Source organism: Pedobacter jejuensis, from assembly GCF_003725795.1.
GTDB classification, from domain to species: Bacteria; Bacteroidota; Bacteroidia; order Sphingobacteriales; family Sphingobacteriaceae; genus Pedobacter; species Pedobacter jejuensis.
On sequence record NZ_RBEE01000043.1, the window covers coordinates 237,334 to 260,949 of the forward strand.

Sequence of the window (23,616 nt, forward strand, 5' to 3'; positions counted from 1 at the left end):
AATTAATTCTTTAATGCTTGTTTGTAATCGGCCTCCGAAACCTTTTCTCCATTTAAATAATAGCTGGTAAAAAGCACAGCACCATCTGGTTTGTACATTCGCGAAATTCCGTGGCGTTTTCCATTCAAAAATTCGGCATCCATAGTTTTTTTACCTAATGAATAAGTTGTTGATAAACCATTCTGCAAATCATTTTGGTAATTGGTTTCCGTCATTATTTGCCCATCGTTATAAACTCGATAAATGCCATTTCGTTTGTCGTTTTTGTAATTAATTTCTACACTTACATTACCATTCGAATCGTAATTTTTCGATGTTCCATCTCGTAAATCATTTAGGTAAGGTGTTTCTGTGATAATTTTCCCATCCGAATAGCTTGCCGATAAGCCATTTCTTTTATCAGCCAAATACTCAGTTTTATTAGTGATTTTGCCATTGCTATACATTTCGCTTATTCCGTTTTTCTTGCCGTTTTTATATTCTTGTTTTAACCAAACTTTACCATCATTATCGTAATTTTCTTTCAGGCCATTACGTACGCCATTTTTGTAATTAAGCTTACATTCCATTCTTCCGCCTTGCGAATACCAAAATGCCTCTCCAGTAATTATTCCTTTCTTGATGTTGTAAAGTGCAAAGCCGCCTTCATCAAAAGGTATTTTATACTGACCTTGTAATGGTTTGTTGTTCAGACTTAGTACCAATTCACTACTATCGGTGTTGTAAGTTTTTTGCAGGTGTTGCCACTTGATTTCTTCAGGCATTTGTGCAAAAAGATTCGAGTTGGTAAATAGCAATAATGCAAGTGTTATTTTTAAAATGATTTTCATATAATTAATTATAAGTAAATTTTATCCTGCCCAGCCATCTCTATCCAAACTTCTGTAATTTATAGATTCTGCCAGATGCTCCAGTTCTACATTTTCGCTCCCATCTAAATCGGCAATGGTTCGGGCTACTTTCAAAATGCGGTCGTAAGCCCGGGCCGATAAACCTAAACGCTCCATTGCTGATTTCAACAATGTTGTTCCGGCATCACTAATCTGGCAAACTTTGCGTACCATTTTTGTACTCATCTGGGCATTATAGTGTAAATCTTCTTTATCCGCAAAGCGATGGTCTTGAATTTCTCTTGCCTTAATTACCCGGGCTCTAATCAGTTCACTTTTTTCCGCTTCGCGGGATGAGGCCGGTTCTGTGAAATTGACAGGCGTAACCTCCACATGCAAATCAATCCTATCCAATAATGGTCCGGAAATCTTGCTTAGGTATTTTTGAACTACACCAGGCGCACAAACACATTCCTTTTCCGGATGGTTATAGAAACCACAAGGACAAGGATTCATCGACGCGACTAACATGAAACTTGCAGGGTATTCAACAGAAAATCTCGCTCTTGAAATAGCAACCTTTCTATCTTCCAATGGTTGCCGCATTACTTCTAAAACGGTTCGTTTAAATTCTGGTAATTCATCTAGAAACAGAACGCCGTTATGGGCCAAAGAAATTTCTCCGGGAGCAGGATTCATGCCACCACCAACCAAAGCAACATCAGAAATGGTATGATGCGGCGAACGATATGGTCTAACCGTCATTAATGCATCTGCTGCAGAAAGTTTGCCTGCAACAGAGTGAATCTTTGTTGTTTCTAACGCCTCGTATAAATTTAGGGGAGGTAAAATGGTAGGCAGGCGTTTTGCCAACATGGTTTTTCCCGCTCCCGGCGGACCAATTAGAATTACGTTATGTCCGCCAGCGGCGGCAATTTCTAAAGCTCGTTTGATGTTTTCCTGTCCTTTAACATCTGCAAAATCGTGCTCGTAATTGCCAATATTTTTAAGAAATTCTTCTTTGGTGTTAATTTTTATTTGTTCTAACGGCTCGCTTTTATTGAAAAAGGCAATAACCTGCGCCAAAGTTTCTACGCCATAAGCAATTAATCCATCTACAATGGCTGCCTCGCGAACGTTTTGTTTTGGTAGAATAAAACCTTTAAAACCATCTTCCTGCGCTTGTATCGCAATAGGTAAAGCTCCTTTTATGGGTTGGATACTTCCATCTAAAGATAGTTCGCCCATAATAAAATAGTTTTCTAATTCATCTGCAGGAATTTGTCCTGACGCCGCAAGTATGCCAATAGCGATGGGTAAATCATAAGCCGAGCCCTCTTTTCTGATATCAGCAGGAGCCAGATTAACCACAATTTTTTGCCGCGGCATACGGAAACCAGAAACATGAATAGCGCTTTCTACCCGCTGCAAACTTTCTTTAACGGCATTATCGGGCAGGCCAACCATGAAATATTTATTGCCTGCGCTAATGCTTATTTCGATGGTTATTGTTAAAGCATTTACACCGTAAACGGCACTCCCATAAGTTTTTACAAGCATTAAAAATTCCTTGAAAATGTTGGGATGTTATATTATTCGGGGATGAATAATGGATTGTGGAGGCTAATATAGGAATTGTTTAGATAATATAAATTCTAATTTTATTATTAAAACTCTTATTTATTTTCCGTTGGATGAAACCAACGGTAATGAAATGTATGGTGCGAGGAAAAACATTGTAAAGCACAAGGATATGATAGGAGCTTGCCATGAAATTTTCCAAACCTATAAGGTTTTTAAAACCTTATAGGTTTAATCTCTAACTATTGCTCTTATCTTTTCCGTTGGTTGAAACCAACGGCAATGAAATAGACTATGCCAACAGAAAATCTAATTGCACAAAAAATCCCAACCATTTCTGATTAGGATTTAAATATTTACTATGTGCTAGCTTCGCTAAGTCTTAAAGCTTAAACTACCTTCCTTGAGGCATTTTAGGCATGTTTTTCATCATTGCTGCAGCTGCGGCAGGGTTAGAGAATTGTTTCATCATCTTACGCATATCCTCAAACTGTTTTATCAACTTGGTAACCTCTTCAATTTTGCGACCAGAGCCTTTTGCAATCCTTAAACGGCGACTTTGTTGAATGCTATCAGGGTTTTCTTTTTCAAAAGGCGTCATCGATTGAATAATCGATTCGATAGATTTAAATGCATCATCTTCAATTTCAACATTCTTCATCATTTTACCTACACCTGGTATCATGCCCATCAAATCTTTCATGTTACCCATCTTCTTAATTTGCTGAATCTGGTTGTAGAAATCATTAAAATCGAATTTATTCTTGCGGATTTTCTTTTGTAATTCTGCAGCCTCCTTCTCGTCAAACTGCATTTGAGCACGTTCAACAAGCGAAACCACATCACCCATACCCAAAATACGCGATGCCATACGGTCTGGATAGAAAACATCCAGTGCCTCCATTTTCTCGCCAGTACCAATAAATTTAATCGGCTTATTTACAACCGATTTAATTGAAAGCGCAGCACCACCACGGGTATCACCATCCAGTTTGGTTAAAACAACACCTGTAAAATCCAATCTATCGTTAAATACTTTGGCTGTGTTTACCGCATCCTGTCCAGTCATCGAATCCACTACGAATAAAATTTCGTGTGGCTGTGTTTTCGCTTTAACTTCCGATATTTCGTTCATTAACGATTCATCAATCGCTAAACGACCGGCCGTATCGATAATAATTACGTTGTTCCCTTGCTGTTTACCATGTGCAATACCTTCTAAAGCAATTGCAACAGGGTCTTTAGAATCGCGGTTAGCATAAACCGAAACCCCAACCGAAGTTCCTAAAACCTCTAGCTGATCAACCGCTGCAGGGCGGTACATATCACCAGCAACTAACAAAGGCTTTTTGCCCTTACCTTTTAAATGTAAAGCCAATTTACCAGCGAAAGTAGTCTTACCTGCCCCGTTTAAACCGGCAATTAATATAATGGTTGGATTTGCTTTCGTATCTAACTCTGTAACTTCGCCACCCATTAGAGCGGCAAGTTCATCGTTCATTATTTTGGTAAGCAATTGCCCTGGCGAAACCGCCGTTAAAACGTTTTGCCCCAATGCTTTTTGCCTTACATCATCGGTAAATGCTTTGGCGGTTTTATAGTTAACATCGGCATCCAATAGCGCTTTACGGATTTCTTTCATGGTTTCTGCCACGTTAATTTCCGTAATACTACCTTGCCCTTTTAATACCTTAAATGCTCTGTCTAGCTTGTCCTGTAAATTATCAAACATCTTTTTATAAGCTATTGGCATATTGCCATAAAGCAAAAGCCACTTGTTTTTAATGAAACGCAAATGTATCAAATTTTGGTTGTAAATCTTTGCAACTCAAAGGCAAAAATGTTAATTGAACGAATGTGAACGATTAATTTTTGGAATTGGCTTGTTGCAAACCGTACAAGCGTAACACAGGAAGATATTAATTGATATGTAGAAGCATTACGCTCCAAAAATTAGGCGAATGAATTTTAAAATAAATGTGTTTTTTGGAAATGAGCGGCCATTTGCATTTGGCGGTCAGCAGTCCCGCCATTCGCTTTATACCGATGAAAAATCGGTATGCTCGCTGCTGTCGGGTTTAAGAACATGGGCTTGTTGCAAACCGTTAAAAATTATTACTGCTTTAGCCACCTAGCCCTGGGTGTAGCGGTACCCTGCAGCGAGGAGGAACGACGATGCAAAGTGTACAAGCGTAACACAGGAAGAAATTAATTGATTTGCAGAGGCATTGCGCTCCAAAAAATTAGGGTGATGAATCTTAAATTAAGCGTGTTTTTTTGGAAATGAGCGGTCATAAGCATTTGGCGGTCAGCAGTCCCGCCATTCGCTTTATACCGATGAAAAATCGGTATGCTCGCTGCTGTCGGGTTTAAGAACATGAGCTTGTTGCAAACCGTTAAAAATTATTACTGCTTTAGCCACCTAGCCCTGGGTGCAGCGGTACCCTGCAGCGAGGAGGCACGACGATGCAAAGTGTATAAGCGTAACACAGGAAGAAATTAATTGGTTTGCAGCGGCATTGCGCTCCAAAAAATTAGGGTAATGAATCTTAAATTAAATGTTTTTTTTTAGAAACGAACGGTCATTTGCGTTTGCAGCGGGGGTACCTGCAAGGCTGGGTGGTTCTTATCAACATTGAATTTTCAAAATTTTAAGGGATGCCAAAAGAAAAAGCCTGAATAGCCAAGACAAACGAAGCCTTACTTCAAAGTTCCTGTTGGGTTTGTTCCTCTATCAACAACCAACTTAGCATTACCTTTTAAATTAGACACGTAAATTTTACTCTGTGTAAAAGGCTTTTCTGCACCGCTGTAAAAAATTCTATCATCGGCAGTAACAAAAATATAGCTTACCTGCATGCCTTTTGGCGTAAGTCTTTCTACTTTTTTACTCGCTAAATCTACACAGTAAATAGCTTCGCTTGGGCCAATTAAGCCATCTAAAACATCAGCATTGCCGGCATTAAAAATTAGCTTTTTTCCATCTTTCGAATAGAAAAAACGATTGCTGCTTGCAATGGAAAAATTCTTACCTATTAAACTGGAAATAGGTTTTGTGTCAATTAATTTCCCTGAAACATTAAAAGTATACAGGTTAACTAAATCATGCCCAATTAGCTCCGTTTCGCTTTTCCAGGTTGGTGCATAAATATTAACAGGCGATTTACTGTCAAGTATTACAAAACCGGTGTTGTCGGTTTTAATAATCCCGATTTTCCAAAGTTTCGCATCACTAAAAATATTAAAAGCTATAGAATTTCCAGTAGGAGACCATACCGCCTGGTAATAATTATCATTGTTAACGCGAAGTTGTAACTGACTTTTATTTTCCATATCTGCAACCCAAATCGTTCTATGGCCGGCGGTATCATTAACCGTGTAAGCGAGTTTATTTCCATCTGGAGAAATTGCTGGGTCTGTTGCGCCACCGAAAGAGATTTGCTTCATGGTATCAATACTGGTAGCTACAATTTTATTACCATCTTGGTAAGCCAAAGCGAAATTTTTATTGCTTAACGAAACAGTATCTAAAATAGCCTTATTGCTGTTATCACTTGAATTTTCATTGCTACAAGCAGTAAGTAATCCGCAGGCAAAAACTATAATAGAAGCCCTTTTTATGTTAAATTTCGTCATGTACAATTTTACAAATAGTTTTAAACAAAAAAGATTCAGGCGCTTTCGAAACCTGAATCTTTGTCTTTTATGATTTTACCAAGACTTAACTCTTTTTCCTATCCGCATAACCGAAAACTTTTTGCAGTAATGTCGTGCTTCTCGAGCTTAAGTTTCCTCTAATTTTTAGTTCTTCTTTGGCAACTTCTATAAACAAACCGTCAATAGCTTTTTGTGTAACGTATTCAGTTAAATTGGTATTTACAGGCTTAACCAGGGGCAACCTGTTATATTGTGAAGTTAAATCGCTGTAATATTTTGTTGCATTTACCTTATTTAAACTTGTGGTAACAATAGGGCTAAATTTCTGCATCAATTGCGAAGTAGTAACCCTTTTAAAGTAATCAGTAGCCGCGTTGTTGTTTCCTAAAAGAATATTTGTAGCATCTGCTATGGTCATTTGCTTAATTGCCGAGATGAAAATTGGTTTGGCTTCAGTTGCTGCATCTTCAGCAGCACGATTTAAGCTAAGTACAACGTTATCCCAAAGTTTGTTTAAACCAATGCTTCTTAATGTTTTTTCTACTTTCTGCGCTTCAGGAGGCATTAAAATTTTAACAGCCAGGTTACCCAAAAAACCATCTTTCGCCGACAACCTATCTGCACCTGCAGAAACTCCAATTTGCAAAGCCTCTTTTATGCCTTGCCCAATTTCTAATGTTGTTGGTGTACCCGTTGCAGTCGTTGTAGAACTCCTTTCCGTAACTTTTTTAAAGATGTCGCTCAGCTTAATCTGTGCTCGAACCTTTACATTTGTAAATAATATCAATGCTAGGGATGCAATTAAAATATTAGTTCTTTTCATTTTGTGTGTTTAGCGGATAGTAAGCAAAACAACTGCCATAATCTCTACACGAAGATAATTAACCAAAGATAACTCTGATTACGTTCGTTTACTCTGCAACCTGAGTTTTTAGAACAAGCCTATGTTTTTAAACCCGATTGTCGCGGAAATACTTTCGATTAAACCTATAAGGTTTGAGAAAGATTGTAGCAAAAAGCGGGACTGCCGCAACCGAAATGCTGCGGACATTGCTTTCCAAAAAAATCAATTGGGTCGATATCCTAAATGATTGTTTATACCCCATCACTCAAAAATATTTTTTATACTTGAAAGATATTTCGACTTAGCGCCCAATTTTTGAAGTTTATAAAAAACACATCTGGAAATAACCAGAAAGAAGATGCAGATTTAATTACCGAGTACAAAAGTACTGGTGATTTAAATGCTTTGGGTACGCTTTATAATAAATATATGCACTTGGTTTTTGGTGTTTGCTTAAACTATTTTAAAGATGAAGAGCAAAGCAAAGACGCAGTGATGCAAATTTTTGAGGAATTGGTTAAGAAACTCAAAATTCATGAGGTGCAGAATTTTAAAAGCTGGCTGCATGTACTTACCCGAAACCATTGTTTAATGGCTTTGCGGAAATCGGCGAAGCAAAATATCGTTTCTATAGAGGATACTTTTGTGGAAAACAGCGAATTTGTGCATCTGGATATTGACAACACAAGAGAAACGCAGCTTACCATTATGGAAAAGTGCATGGAAACTTTAACTGAAGAACAACGAAAAAGCGTAGATTTATTTTATTTAAAAGAAAAATGTTATAAGGAAGTGGCCGATATTACTGGTTACGACATGCTTAAGGTAAAGAGTTACATCCAAAATGGAAAGCGGAATTTAAAGATTTGTATAGAGAAAAATAGCAGTGAATAACGACTGGTTAGATATTGATGTGCTGGAAGATTACCTTGATGGTAAACTTGATGCTAAAGGTATGCACTTTGTAGAAAGGCAGGCTTTAGATGATCCTTTTGTTGCCGAAGCCCTCGAAGGATTGCGCCAATCGCCAAAGCGTAAGCAAACACTTTCTATTTTACAAAAACAACTTTACGATAGGGTTTCTCAGAAACCGATTAAGCGTAAAATGTGGGGCATCGCAACGCAACGTTTGAGTATTGCGGCGACGGCAACGGTTGCTTTTATCGCGGTAAGCATTCTTTTTTTTATGCGGGAAACGAACCGGAAAAATGCCGAAGTTGCCGCAAGGAAGTCAACTGGTGTAATTGTGAATTTAGATTCTGCAAATGCAATCGCGTCGGTCAAGCCTAGTGCTGACAGCATTGCATCTAATCCTAATGTGCCATCACAATCGGCACTAATTGATAAGGCAGTTATATCAGCGAAAACTGGCGATTTAGCTAAAAATACAAAATCGATGCCTGAGGCTAAAATGGACGAAGTTAGTGCCAATCTAAGCGTGCAGAAATCTCCAAGTATTGCTTTAAGAAGGGCAGAAGTTAACGTTCTAAACGAAATAACTGTAGCTCCGGCTCCAGCCTCAGCTGGAAGCGGAATGGTGTATAGCGGTAACGTTGTATCTCAAAGCGGGCAGCCTGTTGTTGGTGCTGTGGTTAAATTAGAAAATTCAAAAGCGGTAACGGCTACCAATTCTGTAGGTTATTTTTCTTTACCTGTTGATAGTGTTGATAAAAATAAAGAAGTGGTAATTAAAGCTCAAGGATTTAACGATAGGGCCATTACTACCGATGAAAATGCAATTCGTACGGCTCTTACCGGTAACAAATCTATAAATGAAATTGCGTTAATTACTGGCTCAAATGGGCGTAAAAAGGAAACCATTACACCGAAAAAAATCGTATTAAGGGCCACCGAAAACCTGGATAAATCGAATGGCGAAATAGCAAAGCCTATCCCTTTATCTACCATCAATTATCAGCAGTATCTAGAAAGCAATAATAAACTTTATAATCCCAAAGGACCAGAGCAGTTTGTTGTTGTTAGTTTTAAAGTCAAACCTAACGGAAGACCAACAAATGTAACGGTTATAAAATCGCTAAATAGAAAAGCTGATGCCGAAGCTAAAAGACTTATTCAAAGCGGTCCAGACTGGGTTTTACCTAAAAACGGTAATGATTTGGTTGAAATGAGTGTTAAGTTTTAGTTTTCGCATTTAATCATCGAGTTTGTAAAGGAAAGATTCTGTAGAATATATTTTTTGCTGCACCAGGTAAGAACGCTCGTCATTGCGAGTTACGAAGCAATCTTAACGTTTTCGCTCATAAATCTAATCGATATTTTAGATTGCTTTGTACCTCGCAATGACGAAAAGCATAAAAGGAATTAGCTAGAGAAGTAAAGAATGGTAGATTTTATTCTTCTGATCATAGGAATATTGCAAAGCATTTTTGGCTTTATATTAATCAGAAAATATTATTACCAAATTAGAGATTTAACTTGGTATGATACATTATTTTTAACTAGTTTAAGTCTTTTTTTACTTTCCTTTATTATATTTGGGATGGGTGTTGCTGTAGCCTTAAATAAACTTTTGAAGGTATTATAAACAAAAAAAGACTAAAGCAGTCTGCCTTAGTCTTTCCGAGTATATTTAAAAGGATTTTGTTTTATTTGAAATAATAAATGGCCGCATAAATAATAGCAGCTAATGTTGCTGAAACCGGAATAGTTAAAATCCATGCCCAAATTAGGTTAATGGTAACGCCCCATCTTACTGCTGATACACTTTTTACCACACCCACACCTACAATCGAACCTGTAATGGTATGCGTTGTAGAAACAGGAATACCGAAATGTTCTGTAATTCCTAATGTGATTGCACCTGCACCTTCTGCTGCAACACCTTCTAGTGCGGTAACTTTAGTAATTTTTGAACCCATTGTTTTCACAATTTTCCAACCACCACTCATCGTACCTAAAGATATTGCAGAATAACAAGCTACAGGAACCCACCACGGCATTGCCTCGAAATTAGGAATTACCTTCGCGGCAATTAATGCTGTTGCAATAATACCCATTACCTTTTGCGCATCATTACCACCGTGGAAAAAACTTAATGCTGCCGATGAAATCAACTGCAATCGTTTAAACCACTTTTCTGCAGTTGCTGGCTTAGCATTTTTACAAATGTTGATGATAATTAGCGTTAAAACAACTGATATAACCAGTCCAATTATTGGCGCTAATACAATAAAAGAAATTATTTTTACCACATAACCCATGTTTACGGCATCTAGCGGACTAGCGCCTGTAATCAAAGCGTAAGTCATACCGGCGCCTGCAAAACCACCGATCAAGGTATGAGATGAACTCGATGGAATACCATACCACCATGTTAACAAATTCCAGATAATTGCCGCAATTAAACCAGCAAGAATAACTTCTAAAGTGATGTAATTTTCAATTACTGTTTTAGCAACCGTATTGGCTACTTTGTGGTCGGTAAAATAGAAGTAAGCTGCAAAATTAAAAAGCGCAGCCCATAAAACCGCCTGAAATGGCGTAAGAACTTTTGTAGAAACAACTGTTGCAATCGAATTAGCGGCATCGTGAAAGCCGTTAATGTAATCGAAAGCAATAGCCAGAATTACAACAACAACCAATAAGGTAGTTACCATGTTTATATTTTATTAAGCGTTTTTAACTAGGATAGTTTCAAGCACATTTGCTACATCCTCACATTTATCAGTCGCTTTTTCTATCGTTTGTAAAACCTCTTTTTGTTTAATTAATTCAATCGCGTTGGTTTCGTATTCAAATAAACGGGCAACCGCTAAAGTAAATACATAATCTGCCTGGTTTTCGCCGCTATTAATACGGATACAAGCATCAGCAATAACACGTATGTTTTTAAAACTGCGTAATTCTTTAATTGCTTTATCAATATCTGTACACATTTCAACTAAAAGCTCTGCAATTTTAACAATTGGTTCACTAATCGCATTCATATTGTACATTTGCATACGGTTTGCGGTGCCATAAATGTAATCAGCAACGTCATCAACAGCAGTAGCTAATTGGTGTATGTCTTCTCTATCAAAAGGTGTAATAAAGTTTCTGCTTAGTTCAAGGAAAATAGAATGGGTAATATCATCACCCACATGTTCCAGGCGTTCAATTTCTTTAAAAATTGTCTTTCTGCTTTCAGCATCAGCTGTGCTAACCATTTCTAAAAGTGATTCAGCAATTTTTAGTGCATTGCTACCAGCTTGCTCAAATAAAGGGTGAAACTTTTTATCCTGAGGCGTAAAGAACTTAAAAATATTGTTCATGTTAATTTTTAATATGTTGCAAAGCTACAAGCCCAATGTTAAGTTAATGTTAATTTCTAAATTATATTAACGGTAATCAGTTGCTTAATAGGTTAATTGTTTACTCAGCCTCAATAAATTTATAGTGGCAATCACTTATCTTTCCTTAAATATCTCTTATGATATAAAAATCTGCGTTCAGCTTTGTGTGCTCTGTGAATTCCTTCTCGACCTCTGTGGTAAAATACATTTAAGGAGATTAAACTATTTTAATTTTTGGAAAACAATGGTAATAAGCTTTTCGGTAACTTTAGTCCCGCTAACCGCTTTAGCCCTCATAGAAAAATTCGGGGCTGCCGCTTTTATCGGGTTTAAAAACAGCGGTACAATTTTCTTCGCTTAGTTTTTCGAAGCAATCTTATATGTTCTTAAATGTCTTATATGGTAAAAAATCTGCGTTCAGCTTTGTGTGCTCTGTGAATTCCTTCTCGACCTCGGTGGTAAAATTCATTTAAAGAGATTGAACTATTTTAATTTTTGGAAAACAATGGTAATAAGCTTTTCGGAAACTTCAGTCCCGCTAAGCGCTGTAGCCCTCATAGAAAAATTCGGGGCTGCCGCTTTTATCGGGTTTAGAAACAGCGGTACAATTTTCTTCGGTTAGTTTGAGATGCAAGCTTATATGTTCTTAAATGTCTTATATGGTAAAACCTCTTTATGCTACTTGCAGTTAAAATAACCTAACTTACTTTTTGCAAAGTAAATGCAAAGGTTGTCCCAATTCCAGGTGTGCTTCTAACTGAAATGGTTTGCTCATGTGCTTCTAAAATGTGTTTAACAATCGCTAAACCCAAGCCCGTACCACCAACTTCCCTTGCTCTGTGAGTATCAATGCGGTAAAAACGCTCAAATAATCTCGAAAGATGTTTCTCTTCAATGCCTATCCCATTATCCGTAACCTCAATTAAAAACTGATCATGCAATTCAAAAATCTTGATTGCTGTTTCACCATTTTCAATACCGTATTTAATGCTATTTACCATAAGGTTAATCAAAACCTGGCGGATTTTCTCCCTATCGGCATTAACCATCGTTACAGCAGTGTATTTATCCTTAAAAAACAGATTTATATTTTTCCTTTTGGCCTTATCTTCCAAATTCTCCATCACATCTTTCGCAAGCTGTACAAAATCAAATTTTTGGTAGTTAATCGGCGATTCTCCGGTTTCAAGTTTAGCGATGGCATCTAAGTCATTAATTAGGTAACTTAAACGCTCCACATTATTTTCAGCTTTTTTTAAAAATTTCGTTGCCATTTCCGGGTCATCTATCAGGCAATCTTGTAAGGTTTCAATATAGCCTTGAATGGCAAAAAGAGGAGTTTTGAATTCATGCGATACATTCGAGAGGAATTCCCGGCGAAATTGTTCCTGCTTTTTCAGTAAATCAATTTCCTTTTTCTTAGCTCCTGCCCACTCTTTAACCTCGTGTTCAACATCATTTATGGGGTCAGAACTTACATATTCGCCAAGTGCATCTTTTAAATCTTTCCCTAATTTTAGGTTATGAATAAGCTTATAAATTAATTTGATTTTGGTGTAGATGTATTTCTCTAAAAGATAGTAAAAAACTAAAAAGCTACTTAAAAACGAAACGCCGAAAGAGATGGCAAGGTAATACCAACTATGTTGAAAATAGAAGTTTACTATGCCAATAGATAAGCCTACGGCAGCAGCAGTAAATAAAACCAGCACACTTAATTTCATACCGCAATTTAGTTTTTTTATGTTAACCGAATGTTAACTTAACTGCTTTTCGGTTAAATATTTCCAGTATCTTTTTGGTACATGTTGTACATGAAGTTTCGTGTTTTTACGTGCAACGATATTTGCACTTTTAAAGTAATCCTTCCATAAAACGGAATACAATTCTTCTTTCTCATCTAATAAAATAGCAGATGGATTTTTGCTATTAACACCATTAGTGAAATTTATGGTAATTTCTTCTACCGTGCTTAAGTTATAATGAAGCCCATATTTGCGTTTCAAATCATAAATTATCCATTGCTGGTCGGCATACCGGTTTTTAAAATGATTGGAGATTAAAGGAAGCACATTAAAATCAGGATCGACACCTGTGTAAAAAATTCCATCAGCTGTATGTTGAAAGCGAATAAAAGCCTCCATTCTATGTTTCTCTCGCTCTACGCTTTTAGCATATTTTGCTAAAGCAATTACGTGTTCGTTACCGTAATTATTCTGGGCACCCAATTCATTTTGAAAAATGTAGATAGTAAATTGAAAAAGATGGTTGTAAGCCTCTGGAATTTCTGATAGATAGGAACAATAGAATATCCTGAGCCAATCTTTCTTAAGTTTTTTCTGTAATCCTTTCCAAACCCTATCTGCCTTGTCAGAATTTGATTCTACCAAAAGGGATTCTGCAAACGCCTCTGGCTGAAACATTTCTGTTGATTTAAGCACAACTTTTCCAGGTTTGCGCTCAAACCATTCGAATACTGCGGTTAAAAGACCGGGTAAAGAGCCATCGAAAATGTAATTCATTTAATTCTGTGCTTCCGTGGCATACTTCTAAAACAGAAGCATTTGATTATTATCGGTTTTTAAATATTTACTCTGACTATCTGCCATTATAAAAGCTTTAATTTGTGTGCCTTGATAATCCTTTATTTGATATGGAGTATCTGCACAGGTAATAAAATGCTTTGCACGATTGTAGGCTACACCAATCTTTTTTAATTGGTCTATCCGTAATTTTCCAAACTTTCTGGCTTGTACAATCTTATTTGCCGACATAACGCCAATTCCAGGAATACGTAAAATCATTCTATAATCTGCCTTATTTATATCCACCGGAAAATGTTGCATATTTCGAATGGCCCAACTTAATTTTGGATCTATATCTACATCCAGATTTGGATTGGCGTCATTTAAAATTTCCTGCACCTTAAAGCCGTAAAAGCGCATCAGCCAATCGGTTTGATAGAGTCTGTTTTCTCGTAATAATGGTGGTTGAGTACCCAAAATAGGCATTCTGGAATCGTTACTTATCGGTACATAGCCAGAATAATAAACGCGTTTTAAAGCGAAATTCTTATAAAAAGCACTTGCTGTGTACATAATATCTTTATCGCTCTCTGGCGTTGCGCCAATTACCATTTGTGTGCTTTGCCCTGCCGGAACAAATTTCGGAATGTGTTTAATCAGTTTCTTATCAGCAGCGAATTGCGAAATGTTCTGCTGAACAAAAGCTAGTGGTTTTATCACATCAGCGTGGCTTTTCTCAGGCGCCAAAAGTTTTAAACCTGCTTCAGTGGGCATTTCTAAATTGATGCTCATTCTATCAGCGTATAAACCGGCTTCTTTTATCAATTCATCGCTTGCACCAGGTATAGTTTTTAAATGAATATAGCCATTGTAGTTTTGCTCCAAGCGAAGTTTCTTACAAACCAGAAGTAATCTTTCCATTGTAAAATCAGCATTTTTAAAAATACCTGAACTTAAAAATAAACCTTCAATGTAATTTCGGCGATAAAAATTCATTGTTAATTCAACCACTTCATCAACGGTAAACGCAGCTCGTTTAACATCATTACTTTTTCGGGAAACACAGAATAGACAATCGTATATACAATGATTGGTAAGCAGAATTTTTAGTAAAGAAACACAACGACCATCTTCAGTATAAGTATGGCAAATACCCGAACTATGGCTATCGCCTAAACCTTTATTATCATTTTTCCTTGTACCGCCGCTCGATGAACATGAAACATCATACTTAGCAGCATCAGCAAGGATATTTAATTTTTCGCGAATCCGATCAAAAGACATAAAATTTTATTTACTAACAAATATAGTTTTAATAACTAAAAATATTAGTATTCAGATTTTATAATCCTATTCCTGATTGGAATAAAATAAGTTTTAAAAGATGCAGGAGTTTATTTGCCTTCCCACTCTGCATAAAAATGGTCCAGATATAGCAGCATAAAATTATGGCGTTCTAAAGCGATTCTTTTACCTTCGGTGGTGTTCATCATATCCTTTAATAAAAGCAATTTTTCATAAAAATGGTTTATAGTAGGAGCAGATGTGTTTTTGTAACTTTCTTTATTTTGATGCTGTTCAGGGAGAATTGATGGGTCGTATAAAACACGATTTTTAAAACCTCCGTATGTAAATGCCCTGGCAATTCCTATGGCGCCAATGGCATCCAATCGGTCTGCATCTTGAACAATTTCCATCTCTTTTGATGTAAAGCTTTGATTATCAAAACTGTTTTTGAAAGACATATTTTGAATAATCAATTTTACCTGTCTGATTACATCTTCGGATACATAAATTGATTTAAGAAAGTCTTCTGCAACTTGCGGTCCCAATTCTTCGTTGCCGTTATTAAATTTAGGGTCTGCAATATCATGTAAAAGCGCTGCCAAGGCAACAATCAATTCATCACCTTTTTCGGCATGATTAATTGTTAAAGCAGTTTTATAAACGCGTTCAATGTGAAACCAATCGTGTCCGGCTTCTGCATTTTCTAACGTTTTCTTTACAAATTCTGTGGTGGTTTTTATTACATCCTGCATACGATAATCTTTTTTCAAAGTTATCGTAATAAATGCAGGATGAAAATTTGATTTAATTTTTTTGAGCTGACTATTTATGTGCGACTACAAGTTCTTCTTCTGAGATTGTTTTTAACAACGCTGCAGGTTCTAAGGTAATTAGATGAGTTACGTCAATTTCTAAGATGGATGCAATTTGAAACATGCGTTCAATCGTTAATTTACTATAACCAAGTTCAATTTTACTGTACGCATTTTGGGAGATTTTCAACTTAGCAGCTAAATAATCTTGAGTATAATCTCTGAATTCTCTAACTTTTCTAATATTCCCGGCTACATTCTTCGTCTTCAAAGCCAATAGATCTTCCATAGGTAAGGATGTTTTTTTTATATACTAATACCATAATAAACGAAAATTGTTCCATTTAGGATTTATAAAAGGCCGATTTTTGAATCAAAAGTGTTATATAGGCCTCTGAGGGCAATATTTGTAGGAAAAAAATTGCTATAAAATTCTGAATCAATGCGTTGAAAAGTGAATAACTATTGCTTTTAGGGTAATTTAAAACTATGTTTTTGAGTAAAATTTAAAAAAATTGTCTAGTATTTCCGACTATAAGTCATTCTGCTGCACATCATTAACAGGCAGTCTGCGGCTACCATCATACAATTCATATTCTAACAAACGGCAATCGAGTTTACCATTATAAAATTCTACTTTTTTTGATGCCTTTAAACCTATTTTTTTCGCTAAGTCTGGGTTTCCGGTAAAAATGTAACCAGAGTATCCTTTGCACTCTTTCTTCATAAAATCACCCATGCGTTTATAGGTTAGTTCCAGCTGACTATGAACACCCAAGCGTTCACCATATTCTGGATTAAAAACCACAACGCCTTTGCCATTTTCTGGAACTGGCGTAGCTTCAAAATCGCATACCTCAAAATCGATAAGTGTATCTACACCGGCAGTTTTTGCATTTCGTCTGGTCACTTCAACAGCATCCTCAGAAATATCAGAAGCAACGATTTTTAAATCGATGTTTTTAATTACTTGGTCTTTTAATATTCTTCGTTCTGCAAAAAACTCTTCTTCGTTATAACCCATAATATGCATAAAACCATAGTTCATGCGGTAAAGTCCGGGTGCCCGATTGGTTGCGATCAATGCAGCCTCTATAGCTAAAGTTCCAGAACCACACATCGGATTGATAAATGGCGATTTCTTATCCCATTGGGTAGCATAAACTACACCTGCCGCCAAAGCTTCTAACATTGGTGCTTTTCCTGGTATTTTGCGGTATCCGTGTTTGGCTAATGTTTCGCCCGAAGTATCCATAAAAACATCTGCTTCAGCATCTTTCCAATATAAATGAACTACAGTTTTATTCCCATCTGAACCAGAATTTGGGCGAATGCCTTTCTTTTCTTTTAGTCTATCTACAATGGCATCTTTAACTTTTAAATTGGCAAAAAGAGGTGTCGTAATATTTGGATTATCAACGTTCGATGTAACCGAAAAATAGCCGGTAAAATCTATCAAATCTTCCCATTCAATAGCCGAAATTTCATTATACAAATCATCAGGCGTTATGGCCTTAAAACTTTTTATAGAATAAAGTATCTGACTTGCACAACGCAAATTCAAATTTAGCTTTATACACTCTGTAAGGCTTATATTAAGCTCAACGCCTGTAGCAAAAGCTCGTTCTATGGTGTAACCTAAGGCCGTAACTTCGTCTTGTAAATAGGGAGAAAGGCGCTTGTTGCAGGTAATAATTACCTTGCTTTTATTGTGGAAAACTTGCATCATATTATATGCGAAGTTATCAATAAAATTATAGAGATTTGATCTTTATAGTACAATTAAGTAGTATTTGATATGGAAATTAAAGGAAAAGTACACGAAGTAGGTGCCACACAACAAGTAAGTGAAACGTTTAAAAAACGCGATTTAATAGTAGAATTTGCAGAAAACCCTACATATCCGGAGTACATCCGTTTTGAGGCTTTGCAAGATAAAACAGCATTATTAGATAGTTTTAAAGCAGGCGATGAGGTTGAAGTTTTCTTTAATTTACGTGGTCGCCCTTGGACAGATAAAACAGGAAAAACATCATATTTTAACAGTTTGGTAATTTGGCGTATTAACGCTATTGCTGGTGGTGCACCTGCGGCAGCAACAAATACACCTGCCTATGCAGCACCTGCTGATGTAAGCAATACAGCCGGTGAAGATGATGACCTGCCATTCTAATAAAGATTCTTTTTAATAAACAATTTGATAAATGCCGGATGTAATCTGGCATTTTTCGTTTATACATAATTCGGTTTAAAATTAAACTATCATACTGTTCTTGTTAAAATATGTTAAATACATGCTTTTCAGGCACTTATTAAGTATTTTTACGAGCGTTAAGTTTTTTAAATCTGATGGTATATTTAACATGCCTTACTTAATAAATCGACTAATTATTAAATGAAGAAAAGAAGTTTTTGGTTAATTACCGTTTTAATGACGGTAGCTTTACTTGGTGTTTTTGTAATGCAATTGTATTACATCAGGGAAGCCTATAACCTAAAATCTCAACTGTTCGATCAGCAAGTAAACCAAACGCTTACATCAGTCGTAAATAAGCTTCAACGGTTAAATGCAGCAGATAGAATAAATAAAAAAGATGCTGAAAATAAAATAAGAAGAGGGCAAGATATCAGACAACGATTGCTTGATATAAAAGATTTAAAACAACAATTTGCACAGGCCTCAGAAATAAGGCAAGCTGAGCGAGAAAGCCAGATTGAAAACTACCTTAATCAGCAAGATAGCTTAATACGCGAAAGGTTTGTTGCACCTAAAGTAATTACCGAGCAAGAATACGTTTCGCTTTCGCCAGGTGGAAATGCAAGGTTGGATTTGCAAATGGAAGCTTATGTTGACTTAAATAGTTATACCATAAAGGGCTACAGCATGCGCTCAAAGCCGATATTAAATACTGCAAAAACTTTTAATTTTAGAACACCACAAAACCTTCCCGATACAATTAGATACCAGGTTTTTGATAACCGAGGTTATCCTAAGTTTGTTTATTTGCCAAAAATATCAGAGGAATTAGTAAAAAAATTTAAACGTGAAGATGCAATAGCGAAACGAAAACTTGAAGTTCAAATATCGGCTCTTGGGAAAGTACCTGCGGAATATTCTTACTACAAACTTTTAGATGATGTAGCCAAAGAAATGAAAGAGAAAGATATCCCGCTTTACAAAAGAATAAATTTTAATAACCTGGAGCAACTTCTGCGTAAGGAATTGCTCAATCATAACATCAACCAACCATATAACGTACAGGTTAAACTGGCGCAAAAAGATTCTGTATTGTATCTACAGGCCTCACATCAAAATGCGGTATTTCTACCCGATAATACCTACAGAACTGAGCTATTTAACAATGATTTGTTTAGAGACCCAGGTGTTTTGGAAATAAGTTTCCCGGGTAAGAATTCAGCTATTGTTGGCAATTTGAGCGCCACCTTGGCATCATCTGTCGGTTTGTTATTGGTATTGGTTTTTATCTTTAGCTATACATTATATGCCATATTAAAACAGAAGAAAATTTCTGAGATGAAAACAGATTTCATCAATAATATGACGCATGAGTTTAAAACGCCGGTTGCAACGATAATGATAGCAAGCGAAGCGCTTAAAGACCCTGAAATTACAGAAGACAAAGCTCGGTTAAAACGATTGGCTGGTATAATTTACGATGAAAATGTTCGTTTGGGTAGCCATATTGAAAGGGTTTTAAGCATTGCCCGCTTAGAAAAAGGCGAACTAAAATTAGAGCATGAAGAGGTTGATATGAACGATTTAATTATGATTGTTCTAGACAGTATGAGCTTGCAACTGCAGAAAAAAAATGCAATTTTAAATGTAAATACCGATGCCGAAAATGCTGTAGTTTTTGGTGATGAGCTTCACTTATCAAATGTATTGTACAATTTAATCGATAATGCAAATAAGTACAGCAAAGAAATCCCTGAAATAACCATTGCCACCAGAAACGCTGGTAAAAACTTAATCATCGAGGTAACTGATAAAGGTATTGGTATGAACAAAGAAAATGCTAAAAGAATATTTGACCAGTTTTATAGAGTGCCAACAGGTAACCTGCACGATGTTAAAGGCTTTGGTCTTGGTTTAAACTATGTGCAGGATATTATTAAGAAATTAAACGGAACCATTAAAGTAAGTAGCGAAAAAGATAAGGGTACCACCTTCGAAATATCTTTACCTTTATAAAAGCAAGCGAAAAACTATCGATACAAAATAGTGCTATACCGATACATAAAAAGGTTTACAATAAAACTTATCTAAAATAGCTGATAATTAATTTTATATCAGTTTTAGATTAAACCGTAATGCAAAATCATACTCAAACCCTTAGCGTAGGCCAAAGTGCTTACACCAATAACTATAAAGAAATGAAAAAAATACTTTTGGTAGAAGACGACCCGAACTTGGGCTTATTGCTGCAAGATTACCTGCAATTAAAAGGCAAGTTTGATGTAGTTTTATGCACCGATGGCGAAGAAGGCTTAAGGGCATTTAATAAACAAAATTTCGACCTTTGTATTTTAGATGTAATGATGCCTAAGAAGGATGGTTTTACATTAGGGAAAGATATCAGGAAGATAAATGCCCAGGTACCAATGATTTTTGCAACGGCAAAAACTATGCTCGAAGATAAATCTGCAGCGTATGATTTGGGTGGAGATGATTACATCACTAAACCGTTCCGTATCGAAGAATTATTGCTGCGTATTAATGCCATGTTTAAACGTGTTGCAAATAAATCCGGCAGTGGAGAAGAAGTAGAAGAAAGTCAGTTTTCTATTGGCAAATACAATTTCGATTACACTACACAATTAATTACCGCTGGAGAGCACATACAAAAACTATCTACAAAGGAAGCCGAATTGTTACGCTTGTTGTGTTTGAAGAAAAATACTGTTTTAACCCGTGAAGAAGCATTATTAACCATCTGGCATGATGATAATTACTTCAACGGACGCAGTATGGATGTATTTTTAAGTAAGCTGCGTAAATATTTAAGAGATGATTCTACGGTAGAAATCATCAACGTACATGGAAAAGGTTATAAGCTTTTGGTAAATTAGGCTTACACTTAAATATACAAATTTTGTTGTACTGCTGGGATTAGGTTTCTTGCTTGAGCGAGATTAAACAAGGTATCAATGGCTTTTCTTCCTTCGTTACCCAAATTGATACTATATTTATTTACGTACAATTCTATGTGTTTATACATCACGGCTTCATCCATTTCTTGTGCATGTTGGCGGATAAATTCTATGCATGATTTTGGATGTGCAAATGCATATTCTACTGATTGACGTACCAGGCGGTTAACTTTTAGCTGAATTTCCCTATCTAAATTTCTATTAATTACAATACCGCCCAATGGAATGGCGCATCCTGTTAATTTTTCCCAATAATCGCCTAAATCAACAATTTTATTTAAGCCTTTATCTTGATAGGTAAAGCGGTTTTCATGTATAATTAATCCTAAATCAATTTTCTCTTCCAGTAAAGCCGATTCAATTTCTGAGAAAACCATGATTTCTTTATGCTGTAATTGAGGATAAGCAATGCCCAAAAGAAAATTGGCAGTGGTATATTTCCCAGGGATACCCACTTTTAAATCAGGATTTAAATCACCTTCAAATTTATTTTTGCTGATAAGTAAGGGCCCAACACCAAAACCTAAAGCGCTACCAGCATCGAGTAAAGCATATTGGTTTGCCACATAAGCAAAAGCATGAAAACTTAGCTTCGTAATGTCTAACACTCCATTTAGAGCTTTTTGATTTAAGGTTTCAACATCATCAAATATTACATCAAAAGTTAAACCTTCGGTATCAATTTTATTGTGAATAAGGGCATCAAATATAAATGTATCGTTAGGGCAGGGCGAAAAACCGAGTGTAAGTTTCATAATTCAAAATTAGCTTATGCCGCAAATTTGTTAGTCATAATCAATTCATATCTGTTAAAAACGCAATTGCCCAATCATTTAAATTTTTGATTGCTAACCCTATTTGCCATTTATCTCTGTTGCGGGGTTCTACATAATTAGAAATGCTGCGGATTTGCAAACAATCTACATGTTCTTTTTGGCAGGCATACAAAACCGCTGCTCCTTCCATGCTTTCTGTTTGTGGGTTTAACCGTTCCATTAAATTCCTGATGTTTTTATCATTACCACTTACCCGATTTACCGTAACTCCGGTAACTTTTAAAATGTTGGTATTAATGCTGCATTTAGCTTTGTAGGTGTTCTCTCCAAAACCCAAATCGGTTATGGTTAGAAAATTTTCTCCATCTTCTGCACCAAGTTCTGCAAAGGTATCTTCGGTAATATTTACCAGACTACCAAGCTCTATGTTTCTATCAAAACTTCCGGCAATGCCTAAGTTGATAACCAATTTATATTTATGCGTTAAATGCTTCCCCAATGCAAATGCGGTTGCTACCATGCCTACGCCAGTAATTAAAATATCAAAGTTTTTGGCTTCAACAAAATCTCCATCATCTAAATTAAAATGTTGGTAAAGAAACGTAAGTTCAGCTTTGGTAGCGGCAACAACTAATGTTTTCATCATGTAAATTTAACAGATTGTTTCCATTAAAATTTATCCTTTCTTTAGTGTTTAACCATTAAACGTATATTTGCGGTCTATTTTTATAACAATGATTTACATAACAAGAAAAGCATCATTTAATGCAGCGCATAAACTAGCCCGACCAGATTGGGATGATGAAAAAAATAACGCTTTTTATGGCAAGTGCGCAAACCCAAATTGGCATGGCCATAATTATTGGTTGTATGTAACCGTAAAAGGCGAAGTTGATCCAGAAACAGGGTTTTTAGTTGATTTAAAATGGTTAAAAGACGTAATGAATACTTACGTTGTCGATAAAGTAGATCACAAAAATTTAAATCTTGATGTAGATTTTATGAAAGGCATACTAGCATCAACAGAAAATCTTGCAATTGCAGTTTGGGAGCAATTATATGCGCCTATTGCAGAAAGTGGTGCCATTTTACACAGCGTTAAAATTTACGAAACGGAGAATAATTTTGTTGAATACTTAGGCTAAACTAAATGGGAAAAGACATTTTAAAAGGCGAATCGCGAGATGGCTATGTAAAAATAGATCGTTATAACGAATCCAAAATCGAGGCTGTAGCAACACACTATAAAGATATTTTAAGTCAGTTAGGTGAAGATCCCGAGCGTGAAGGCTTATTAAAAACGCCCGAACGTGTTGCAAAAGCTTTGCAGTATTTAACTCATGGATACGATTTAAAGCCCGATGAAATCTTAAAATCGGCTATGTTTGAAGAAGATTACAGCCAGATGGTAGTGGTTAAAGATATCGAAGTGTATTCGATGTGCGAACACCACATGTTGCCCTTTTTCGGTAAAGCCCACATTGCTTATATTCCAAATGGTCACATTGTGGGTTTAAGTAAAATCCCTCGTGTAGTTGATGCTTTTGCCCGCCGTTTACAAGTTCAGGAGCGATTAACCAACGAAATTAGAGATTGCATTCAAAATACGTTACAGCCAAAAGGTGTTGCTGTAGTGATAGAATGCAGGCACTTATGTATGGCCATGCGTGGTGTACAAAAGCAAAATTCCGTTACCACAACTTCGGCATTTACCGGTAGTTTTTTAAGTAATGATAAAACCAGAGCAGAGTTTTTAAGGCTTATTACAGCGAGTTTGGATTAACCCCCAACCCCTAAAGGGGAACACGGGTTTTACTATTAATAAATTTAACTAAATATT

Annotated in this window: 23 protein-coding genes; 8 read left to right on the forward strand and 15 right to left on the reverse strand. The window is 36.2% G+C overall.

The window, feature by feature from the left end:
- Window positions 1-2 precede the first annotated feature (2 nt).
- The 3 genes from D7004_RS17630 to ffh all read right to left on the reverse strand — a co-directional run bounded on the left by D7004_RS17630 (window position 3) and on the right by ffh (window position 4,143).
- Window positions 3-830 (reverse strand): toxin-antitoxin system YwqK family antitoxin, encoded by an 828-nt coding sequence (locus D7004_RS17630; RefSeq protein WP_123207140.1) that lies wholly within the window; start codon window positions 828-830, stop codon window positions 3-5.
- 21 nt (window positions 831-851) lie between these two features.
- Window positions 852-2,390 (reverse strand): YifB family Mg chelatase-like AAA ATPase, encoded by a 1,539-nt coding sequence (locus D7004_RS17635; RefSeq protein ID WP_123207141.1) that lies wholly within the window; start codon window positions 2,388-2,390, stop codon window positions 852-854.
- A 415-nt stretch (window positions 2,391-2,805) separates the two neighbouring features.
- Window positions 2,806-4,143 (reverse strand): signal recognition particle protein, encoded by a 1,338-nt coding sequence (gene ffh, locus D7004_RS17640; RefSeq protein WP_123207218.1) that lies wholly within the window; start codon window positions 4,141-4,143, stop codon window positions 2,806-2,808.
- Window positions 4,144-4,372: 229 nt separating this feature from the next.
- Between ffh and D7004_RS20765 the strand changes: the two genes are divergently transcribed.
- The gene (locus tag D7004_RS20765; protein ID WP_167459533.1) at window positions 4,373-4,546 is read left to right on the forward strand and encodes a hypothetical protein; all 174 of its coding nucleotides are present in this window, start codon (window positions 4,373-4,375) and stop codon (window positions 4,544-4,546) included.
- 565 nt (window positions 4,547-5,111) lie between these two features.
- On the opposite strand, the gene D7004_RS17645 is transcribed toward D7004_RS20765, so the two are convergent.
- Complete coding sequence (locus D7004_RS17645) at window positions 5,112-6,047, reverse strand: TolB family protein (protein WP_123207142.1); 936 nt, start codon at window positions 6,045-6,047, stop codon at window positions 5,112-5,114.
- Between the two features lie 85 nt (window positions 6,048-6,132).
- The gene (locus D7004_RS17650) at window positions 6,133-6,891 is read right to left on the reverse strand and encodes a DUF4197 domain-containing protein (RefSeq protein WP_123207143.1); all 759 of its coding nucleotides are present in this window, start codon (window positions 6,889-6,891) and stop codon (window positions 6,133-6,135) included.
- Between the two features lie 336 nt (window positions 6,892-7,227).
- Here D7004_RS17650 and D7004_RS17655 point away from each other — a divergent pair, with 336 nt between their 5' ends.
- Together D7004_RS17655 and D7004_RS17660 are read left to right on the forward strand one after the other, a co-directional pair.
- Window positions 7,228-7,806 (forward strand): RNA polymerase sigma factor, encoded by a 579-nt coding sequence (locus D7004_RS17655; protein ID WP_123207144.1) that lies wholly within the window; start codon window positions 7,228-7,230, stop codon window positions 7,804-7,806.
- Entirely contained in the window at window positions 7,799-9,055 is a 1,257-nt protein-coding gene (locus tag D7004_RS17660) for an energy transducer TonB (protein WP_123207145.1), read from the forward strand. Before D7004_RS17655 ends, D7004_RS17660 begins: the two co-directional genes overlap by 8 nt.
- A gap of 463 nt (window positions 9,056-9,518) precedes the next feature.
- On the opposite strand, the gene D7004_RS17670 is transcribed toward D7004_RS17660, so the two are convergent.
- From D7004_RS17670 to D7004_RS17705, 8 genes are all read right to left on the reverse strand, one after another.
- On the reverse strand, window positions 9,519-10,529 hold the full coding sequence (locus D7004_RS17670; RefSeq protein WP_123207147.1) for an inorganic phosphate transporter: 1,011 nt from the start codon (window positions 10,527-10,529) through the stop codon (window positions 9,519-9,521).
- Between the two features lie 12 nt (window positions 10,530-10,541).
- Window positions 10,542-11,183 (reverse strand): DUF47 domain-containing protein, encoded by a 642-nt coding sequence (locus tag D7004_RS17675; RefSeq protein ID WP_188414583.1) that lies wholly within the window; start codon window positions 11,181-11,183, stop codon window positions 10,542-10,544.
- Between the two features lie 719 nt (window positions 11,184-11,902).
- Window positions 11,903-12,928: a sensor histidine kinase gene (locus D7004_RS17680; RefSeq protein ID WP_123207149.1), complete on the reverse strand. Its 1,026-nt coding sequence runs from the start codon at window positions 12,926-12,928 to the stop codon at window positions 11,903-11,905.
- 33 nt (window positions 12,929-12,961) lie between these two features.
- The gene (locus tag D7004_RS17685) at window positions 12,962-13,726 is read right to left on the reverse strand and encodes a TIGR03915 family putative DNA repair protein (protein ID WP_123207150.1); all 765 of its coding nucleotides are present in this window, start codon (window positions 13,724-13,726) and stop codon (window positions 12,962-12,964) included.
- A 27-nt stretch (window positions 13,727-13,753) separates the two neighbouring features.
- Entirely contained in the window at window positions 13,754-15,013 is a 1,260-nt protein-coding gene (locus tag D7004_RS17690; RefSeq protein WP_123207151.1) for a putative DNA modification/repair radical SAM protein, read from the reverse strand.
- A 110-nt stretch (window positions 15,014-15,123) separates the two neighbouring features.
- Complete coding sequence (locus tag D7004_RS17695) at window positions 15,124-15,768, reverse strand: HD domain-containing protein (RefSeq protein ID WP_123207152.1); 645 nt, start codon at window positions 15,766-15,768, stop codon at window positions 15,124-15,126.
- Between the two features lie 70 nt (window positions 15,769-15,838).
- Entirely contained in the window at window positions 15,839-16,117 is a 279-nt protein-coding gene (locus tag D7004_RS17700) for a helix-turn-helix domain-containing protein (protein WP_123207153.1), read from the reverse strand.
- 243 nt (window positions 16,118-16,360) lie between these two features.
- On the reverse strand, window positions 16,361-17,554 hold the full coding sequence (locus D7004_RS17705) for a THUMP domain-containing class I SAM-dependent RNA methyltransferase (RefSeq protein ID WP_123207219.1): 1,194 nt from the start codon (window positions 17,552-17,554) through the stop codon (window positions 16,361-16,363).
- A gap of 72 nt (window positions 17,555-17,626) precedes the next feature.
- On the opposite strand from D7004_RS17705, the gene D7004_RS17710 reads away from it, so the two are divergent.
- From D7004_RS17710 to D7004_RS17720, 3 genes are all read left to right on the forward strand, one after another.
- Window positions 17,627-18,001 carry a DUF3127 domain-containing protein gene (locus tag D7004_RS17710; RefSeq protein WP_123207154.1) on the forward strand — a complete coding sequence of 125 codons (375 nt, stop codon included), beginning with the start codon at window positions 17,627-17,629 and terminating at the stop codon, window positions 17,999-18,001.
- A gap of 222 nt (window positions 18,002-18,223) precedes the next feature.
- Complete coding sequence (locus D7004_RS17715; protein WP_123207155.1) at window positions 18,224-20,041, forward strand: ATP-binding protein; 1,818 nt, start codon at window positions 18,224-18,226, stop codon at window positions 20,039-20,041.
- Window positions 20,042-20,223: 182 nt separating this feature from the next.
- Window positions 20,224-20,919 carry a response regulator transcription factor gene (locus D7004_RS17720; protein WP_123207220.1) on the forward strand — a complete coding sequence of 232 codons (696 nt, stop codon included), beginning with the start codon at window positions 20,224-20,226 and terminating at the stop codon, window positions 20,917-20,919.
- Window positions 20,920-20,927: 8 nt separating this feature from the next.
- Here D7004_RS17720 and D7004_RS17725 read toward each other — a convergent pair whose 3' ends face one another.
- Together D7004_RS17725 and mqnB are read right to left on the reverse strand one after the other, a co-directional pair.
- On the reverse strand, window positions 20,928-21,755 hold the full coding sequence (locus D7004_RS17725; protein ID WP_123207156.1) for a menaquinone biosynthesis family protein: 828 nt from the start codon (window positions 21,753-21,755) through the stop codon (window positions 20,928-20,930).
- 40 nt (window positions 21,756-21,795) lie between these two features.
- Entirely contained in the window at window positions 21,796-22,422 is a 627-nt protein-coding gene (gene mqnB, locus D7004_RS17730; protein ID WP_341867687.1) for a futalosine hydrolase, read from the reverse strand.
- A gap of 88 nt (window positions 22,423-22,510) precedes the next feature.
- Here mqnB and D7004_RS17735 point away from each other — a divergent pair, with 88 nt between their 5' ends.
- A complete protein-coding gene (locus D7004_RS17735; protein ID WP_123207158.1) occupies window positions 22,511-22,921 on the forward strand; it encodes a 6-pyruvoyl trahydropterin synthase family protein in 411 nt (136 codons plus the stop codon).
- Window positions 22,922-22,926: 5 nt separating this feature from the next.
- The gene (gene folE / locus D7004_RS17740) at window positions 22,927-23,559 is read left to right on the forward strand and encodes a GTP cyclohydrolase I FolE (RefSeq protein WP_123207159.1); all 633 of its coding nucleotides are present in this window, start codon (window positions 22,927-22,929) and stop codon (window positions 23,557-23,559) included.
- Window positions 23,560-23,616 lie beyond the last annotated feature (57 nt).